4 protein-coding genes and 1 other annotated feature are annotated in these 6,682 nt (G+C 34.1%); of the genes, 1 reads left to right on the forward strand and 3 read right to left on the reverse strand.

Annotation, left to right across the window (positions count from 1 at the left end; translation table 11 throughout):
- A complete protein-coding gene (locus tag G634_RS0112310; protein ID WP_026505539.1) occupies positions 1-1,722 on the forward strand; it encodes a GGDEF domain-containing protein in 1,722 nt (573 codons plus the stop codon).
- A 77-nt stretch (positions 1,723-1,799) separates the two neighbouring features.
- On the opposite strand, the gene proS is transcribed toward G634_RS0112310, so the two are convergent.
- From proS to G634_RS0112325, 3 genes are all read right to left on the reverse strand, one after another.
- The gene (proS, locus tag G634_RS0112315) at positions 1,800-3,242 is read right to left on the reverse strand and encodes a proline--tRNA ligase (RefSeq protein ID WP_026505540.1); all 1,443 of its coding nucleotides are present in this window, start codon (positions 3,240-3,242) and stop codon (positions 1,800-1,802) included.
- Positions 3,243-3,320: 78 nt separating this feature from the next.
- Positions 3,321-3,531, reverse strand: a binding site (T-box leader).
- 12 nt (positions 3,532-3,543) lie between these two features.
- Positions 3,544-4,212 carry an ABC transporter ATP-binding protein gene (locus G634_RS0112320; RefSeq protein ID WP_026505541.1) on the reverse strand — a complete coding sequence of 223 codons (669 nt, stop codon included), beginning with the start codon at positions 4,210-4,212 and terminating at the stop codon, positions 3,544-3,546.
- Between the two features lie 4 nt (positions 4,213-4,216).
- Positions 4,217-6,406 (reverse strand): DUF1430 domain-containing protein, encoded by a 2,190-nt coding sequence (locus tag G634_RS0112325; RefSeq protein ID WP_026505542.1) that lies wholly within the window; start codon positions 6,404-6,406, stop codon positions 4,217-4,219.
- Positions 6,407-6,682 lie beyond the last annotated feature (276 nt).

The raw sequence follows: 6,682 nt of genomic DNA on the forward strand, positions 1-6,682 counted from the left end.
ATGGACAATCAGAATACTAAAATGAAAAATATCCTGATATTATTCTGGGTTATTTTCATATTGGTGACAGCTTTTGGTGTCAGTTCCATTATATTTAAACTCTCATTTGAAAATCCGGTAACTGAATTAAACCGTTTTCATGTAATTTATAACAATGAGGATAAGGGTGAAATAAATATCGACGAATTAAGATCGATAAGTGATTTTGGATGCTTTAATAAAGGAGATCAGATCTGTCTTACTACTTCAATACCGCATAATTGTATGGTATTTCCAACACTTCTTGTTCAGTCTCAATATTGTGGAATCAAGATATATGTAGATAGAACCTTTGTACAGGAAAAAAACTGGGAAGAGGCAATAAGTGATAAGTATATACCTGTACAGACATTATTCCTGTCAATTCATTCCTGCCAGTTGGGAAAAAGAAGACTTACTATAGAGCTGATGGTTTCTGAAGATAATGTTACCAAAATAATGGAGTCACCTGTTTTTGGAAGCTACTCTGATATTCTAAGGTATTTTATGCATAATAGATTGTTTTCGATTTCTATTGGAATTTTTTTGCTTGTTTTTGGTACTATATTTTTTAATATTATTCTTTTGTTTGCAGCAAAAGTTCATGGACTCTTGGATCAGCTTGTTAGTTCACTTATATTCATTAACAGTGGATTATGGATATTGGCAGCAGATCAGGTATTTGTAGTTATTCCCAATATTTATCCTAATTCATTATTTACGATTGTATCGACTCATATTTCGTTACCTTTAATCGTGTTACTCTCGGCACTTATATGTAAAAACACTGAAAAAAAGTCTTTCAAAATATCACTTATAATAATTGGCATGGCAGAGCTTGCTATATTTATTTTTCATATGTCTGGAATTATGCATATTAATCATGTTACTCTTGTGTATGGTTCTTTATATATTCTTTTTATGACAAAGTGTATTGTAGATGCTCATATATTTATGATTGAGCATAAAAATAAAAAAAATAATAAATTCACTTTTGATTTAAATAATGTTCAGATTATTGGTCTTATAGTGCTTTGTCTGTCGCTTGGTTTTGCCACAGTAATAAATGCAGTAAATGAGCCTAAAACCCTTAGATTGCCAGCTTTATCAACGTCCATTTTTTCTTTTGGACAGGCGATTTTTATTGTATCAAGACTGTCAACGTATTTAAGGTCTATGTTGGAATCATTTAGATTAAAAGAGCAGCAGAACGAATTATCTCAGCTTGCATATGAAGACAGTCTTACACATATGCCGAATAGAACAAAGTGTGAGTCTATTTTCCAAAAATACGATGAAAATTGTGAGGATTATATGATAATGTCGCTCGATCTTAATGGATTAAAAGAGATAAATGACTCGGGAGGACATGTCATGGGAGATCAACTTATTACTGACTTTTCAGATATATTAAGTAAGAGTTTTCCTAAACCGTTTTTCTCTGCCAGAGTAGGTGGTGACGAGTTTGTTGTAGCATTGGAGAAAGAACCAAAAGAAGGTTTTGTAGATGCTTCCATTAATAAAATGCTGAAAATGCTGGAAGAAAAAGAAATAGAAACCGGAATAGATCATTCTGCAGCTTACGGAATATGCTGGAAACATGAACTTGAGAAAAAAACAAATTGCCATGAAGTATATATGGTTGCAGATGAGAGAATGTATGAATGTAAACGAATGCAGCATAATCAAAAGGCGATTGGGTAGACGCAAGAAAATAAAGGTTTCTGATTTTCCTAATGAAACCAGAAACCTTTATAAGTCAATATGAATATATCAGTGCATTAATATGCTCTGCCCCAGATGACCATCTTCTTGGCAGGCTTTCCGCAACATACGCATGTTCCAGAGATTTCTTCCTGCTTAAATGGCATACATCTGCTTGTTACATTATAATCTTCTTTAATCTTATCTTCGCAAGCTCTGTCGCCGCACCACATTGCTTTTACAAATCCCTTTGTTTCTTTGAAAGCATCTTCGAATTCTTCTTTGTTTCTAGCTGCAAAAGTGTGAGCTTCAAGATGAGCCTTTGCAGAAGCGAGCATATCGTTTTGAATCTGAACAAGTACTTCAGAAACCTTTGAAGCTACTTCATCAATAGGGCACTCAATCTTTTCTCTTGTATCACGGCGAACAAGAACGCACTTACCCTGTTCCATATCCTTAGGACCGATTTCAACACGAAGCGGAATACCACGCATTTCCTGCTCTGAGAACTTGAATCCAGGACTTCTGTCTGTGTCATCAAGCTTGACTCTGAAATCGTTAAGGGACTCATAAATCTTCTGGGCGCAATCAAGAACGCCTTCCTTTTTCTGCATGATAGGAATAACAGCAACCTGAATTGGAGCAATTCTTGGAGGAATTACAAGACCAGAGTTATCACCATGTACCATGATCATAGCACCGATCATACGAGTAGTAACACCCCATGAAGTCTGCCATACATACTTAAGCTGGTTATCCTTATCTGTATAAGTGATATCGTAAGCTTTAGAGAACTTTTGACCAAAGAAATGAGAAGTACCAGACTGAAGCGCACGACAGTCATGCATAAGAGCTTCTACAGTATATGTAGCATCTGCACCAGCAAATTTTTCTTTTTCAGTTTTCTGACCCTTGATTGTAGGAATAGCCATATCTTCTGCAAGGAAATCAGCGTAGAGATTTAACATCATCTGTGTTCTCTCTTCTGCTTCTTCCTTGGATGCATGGATAGTATGTCCTTCCTGCCACAAAAATTCACGTGAACGAAGGAATGGTCTTGTCTCCTTTTCCCAACGAACAACGCTGCACCACTGATTGTAAAGACGTGGAAGATCACGGTATGAATGTACATCGTCTTTGTAAAAATCTGAGAAAACAGTTTCAGATGTTGGACGAATAGCAAGTCTTTCCTGAAGAGGTTCTGTACCACCTGCAGTTACCCATGCAACCTCAGGAGCGAAACCGTTAACAAGCTCTCCTTCTTTTGCAAGAAGACTTTCAGGAATAAGAAGAGGCATGTAAACATTCTGAACTCCGGTTTTCTTGAATCTCTTATCAAGAAGAGCCTGCATATTCTCCCAAAGTGCATAACCATAAGGCTTAATAACCATAAAGCCCTTAATATGAGAATAAGCAATTAAATCAGCTTTGATACAAACATCTGTGTACCATTGGGTAAAATCTTCATCCATAGAAGTTATAGCTTCTACCATTTTTTTGTTATTCTTTGAATCAGCCATTTTTGTTACCTTTCTTTTGATTTTGTTAAGGATACGCATAAAAAAAGAACTTTCGCGCATCCCGGCGACATAGAATATCACAGGGACCGAAAAGTTCTTCGGCGGTACCACCCTATTTAAACTTGCCCTTGGCAAATCTCACTCATTTAGTGCCTGTAACGGTAGACTCCGCTGCATTTTCATGCAGTTACTCCAAGGTAGGTTCACAAGTCATCGCATAGAGCTTTTCACCAAGTAGCTCCTCTCTGTAAATTGATTCATTGTTACTAATCCTCTTCACAGTAAAACGTTAATTTTGATTTTACGCATTGGAGGAATTATTGTCAAGAGTAATAACCCTATCACATGCTCTCATAACAATAGGATCGTGAGATACGATTATTACCGTTTTGCCGTTCTTGTTGAAATTTCGCAGCATTGAAATAACAAGGTCGCGGTTAGTGGCATCAAGTGAACCAGTAGGTTCATCTGCCAGTATTAAATCGAAGTCTTTCAAATAACCTCTGGCAAGTGCTATTCTTTGTTGTTCTCCGCCTGAAAGCTGATATACTTTTGTCTTTAGGGATTTTTCCAATCCAACTTTTTTAATGGCATCTTGCTTCATTTTGGCCTTGTCCTTAGATGACAATTTTGAATTTAGAAGAGGAATGTCAAGATTGTAATCAATAGTTTTATCCCCGAGCAGAGCAAAATTTTGGAAAATGTACAAAAGCTTTGTTCTAAGCACTTCTCTTCCTTCTTTGGAATTGATTTTTGGAATTTTCTTTCCAAAAAGATATATCTCACCTCTATCTGGTTTGTCAAACATTCCTATAAGATTTAGTATAGTACTTTTTCCACTGCCACTTCCGCCGGCAATGCAGATCATCTCGCCACTAGTGACAGTCATGTTGAAATTGTCAAAAAGAGTGTTACTACCATAACTTTTTGTAACATTTCTGAATTCAACAACAAGTTCTTTGTTATTCATGGAGTTATCCTTTCAGTATCTCGACTTGATTTTTTTGCTGATGAATATTCATGAAAAATATTATCATTAAAGTCTGAATTATAATCATGCAGGTTCCTGCGCTAACACAGTATAATAAGCTTGTCTGTCTTATACTAACAAAAGAGTAAACAGACGTAATTATTAATGTTAGGCATATTTTTAATGAAATAAATTTTCCGTATATTTTCATTTTTGAAAGACCAAGCATATTTTTGATGCAATACTCTTTGCCGTTTATGTCAAATATAATAACAGTTGACTGATACAGTATTATAAGGACAATTATTATAGATATAAGAGCCTGAGTAACAGCAATTTTAAAAGAGAGTTTCAGCGATGCAAGTTCTTCTGTATTAAGGTTTGCAATACTTACAAGTCTTGTAAAATTATCGTCTAGCTTATACTTTTTCAAGATAGGATGAAGCGTTTTATATGTGTCTTTAGCGCTTTTGGTAAGAGGAATTTTTCTAGGGTCAGAATAACCATTTCCATAATTTCCAATTCTACTACAAGAAAAACTGTTTTTTTCAGTAATGACCGATATTATCGGATCTTTTATTCCATTGGTTTCCAAAGAAATATTGGAATTAAATGAAAATATGTATTGATCATTTTGAGACAATATAACCCTTATTTTCGGAATATAATCAAGAGATATGACATTATTTTCTTTTTCATATTCCAAATCTCCTTTTAAACTCATATAAAAGCTTTTCTTTATTGATGATTCTGAACCTTTAAGTGATTCAGGAATTATTAATACAGCGTCTTTTTCATCTTCTGAGACCAGTATTTTATTTCCTTTATTATCATAAAGAGGAAATTTGTTAAGGTAATTTGGATTTGCTGTGATGATTTTAATAGGATTAGGATTATCAATAAACCTATCGTGTGAATCATCATAATCTCTTGCGTCTATGTAAAGAGTTCCCATCTTATTAAGCTTGGAATATAGCTTGCTACCTACTGTAAAATCCATTAGAGTTTCTTCTTCAAAAGTAAGATCTTCGCCTACATTAATAGGGCAAAATACACCGTAATTCGATGCAATATCCCAATTTTTGTACATATCAAGTTTTTGGCTAATGGTTCCTATTTCATGGAATATACCATTTACAGAATTAATAAAAATAAATAAGAATACCGTTTCCACCAGAAGCTGAATAAATAATATACCTTTAGTGCTCTTTTTACCTTTTAGGGTTTGAGCAAACTCAGTATTTTGGTCGCATACGATAAAAGTTATAATATAGCAAATTGATATGGCAATTAATGCTAAAAAACACCTTTTGCCAAGGAAAGATCCATATTGAATATCACTTAAACCGAAAGTTATAAGTGTTACAAAAGCTGTAATTATAGATGGGAAAAGTAGCGGAAAAAAGAATAGTTTCAAAAATATTCTGCGCTTATAAACTCCCATCATTTTCATGACTGATATTTCGATTTTGCTCTTAATCATATAGTAGAACAAAAAAATAATCCATAGTGAGATTAATACTCCAAAGACTATTTTGTATATTAGAAGGTCGGGATAGGGTACAGGAGTTTCTGGAGTGTTTGTTTCGAAATTTTTACTTTTAAGATGAACGTGACACGATTTTTCTATATTACTGAATAATACTTTTCTAAAAGAGTCAAAATCAATATTTTCTCCAAGCTCAACATAGTAGAGTCCGTCAGCTTTGAAATTGTCATATACCCTGCCAAGTGGAAAAACATTAATATTGATATTAATCATATGATTTTTAATGTGACCGATTTGATTTGTATCTTTACTATTTTGGGTTGATACAAAAAATGGAGATGATATATTAGTTGTATCTTTTGGTGATAAGAAATTTCCTTTATCAACCTCGTATTGGGATACATAATGGCTTTTACTGTTTCCAGTTAGAATATATTTGCAAAGAGTGAATCCTTTGGTACTCTGGTCTTTTTGAAAAAATACACGAATGATATTACAATTTGTCTCATGGGAAGTTTTTTTTAGAGCATTAAATAAAGCATTTGGATTTTCAAAAGCTTTCTCGTCTGGAAGCATAAATGCATGACAATATTTTTTTTCTAAGTTACTATATTTTAGAATGGATTCATTTGATCTACTCAGCACTGTAAGTGCAATAATTCCGAGCATAACTGTGCATGAAAGCAAAGTCAAAATTTTTTTCACAAGTATTCCTCTCTTCCGTCAATTTCAGATAAAATTATTCGTGCCTACATTGGGTAAAATACCTACATTAAATATGACTTCTTGCTGAAATTTAGGATAATCATCAGCAAGATTCAAGGCTCTAAAGCACTTTTTGATGTGCGAAGTTTAAGTAAGTCATAAATTAGTGAGCAGTTTCGCTACCGCTAATAGATCCGTTACCTGGGCGATACCATCTTCCGTTGATTTCAACCCAATCTCCGTCAAAGTTTTCGTCTGGAGCCATACCATTTGCTG

The sequence above is a fragment of the Butyrivibrio sp. NC3005 genome (assembly GCF_000424545.1).
Taxonomy (GTDB): domain Bacteria; phylum Bacillota; class Clostridia; order Lachnospirales; family Lachnospiraceae; genus Butyrivibrio.

Bases quoted from the DNA above. Each gene is read 5' to 3' on its own strand.
- G634_RS0112310 (WP_026505539.1), top strand. From the start codon at position 1: ATGGACAATCAGAATACTAAAATGAAAAATATCCTGATATTATTCTGG.
- proS (WP_026505540.1), bottom strand. From the start codon at position 3,242: ATGGCTGATTCAAAGAATAACAAAAAAATGGTAGAAGCTATAACTTCT.
- G634_RS0112320 (WP_026505541.1), bottom strand. From the start codon at position 4,212: ATGAATAACAAAGAACTTGTTGTTGAATTCAGAAATGTTACAAAAAGT.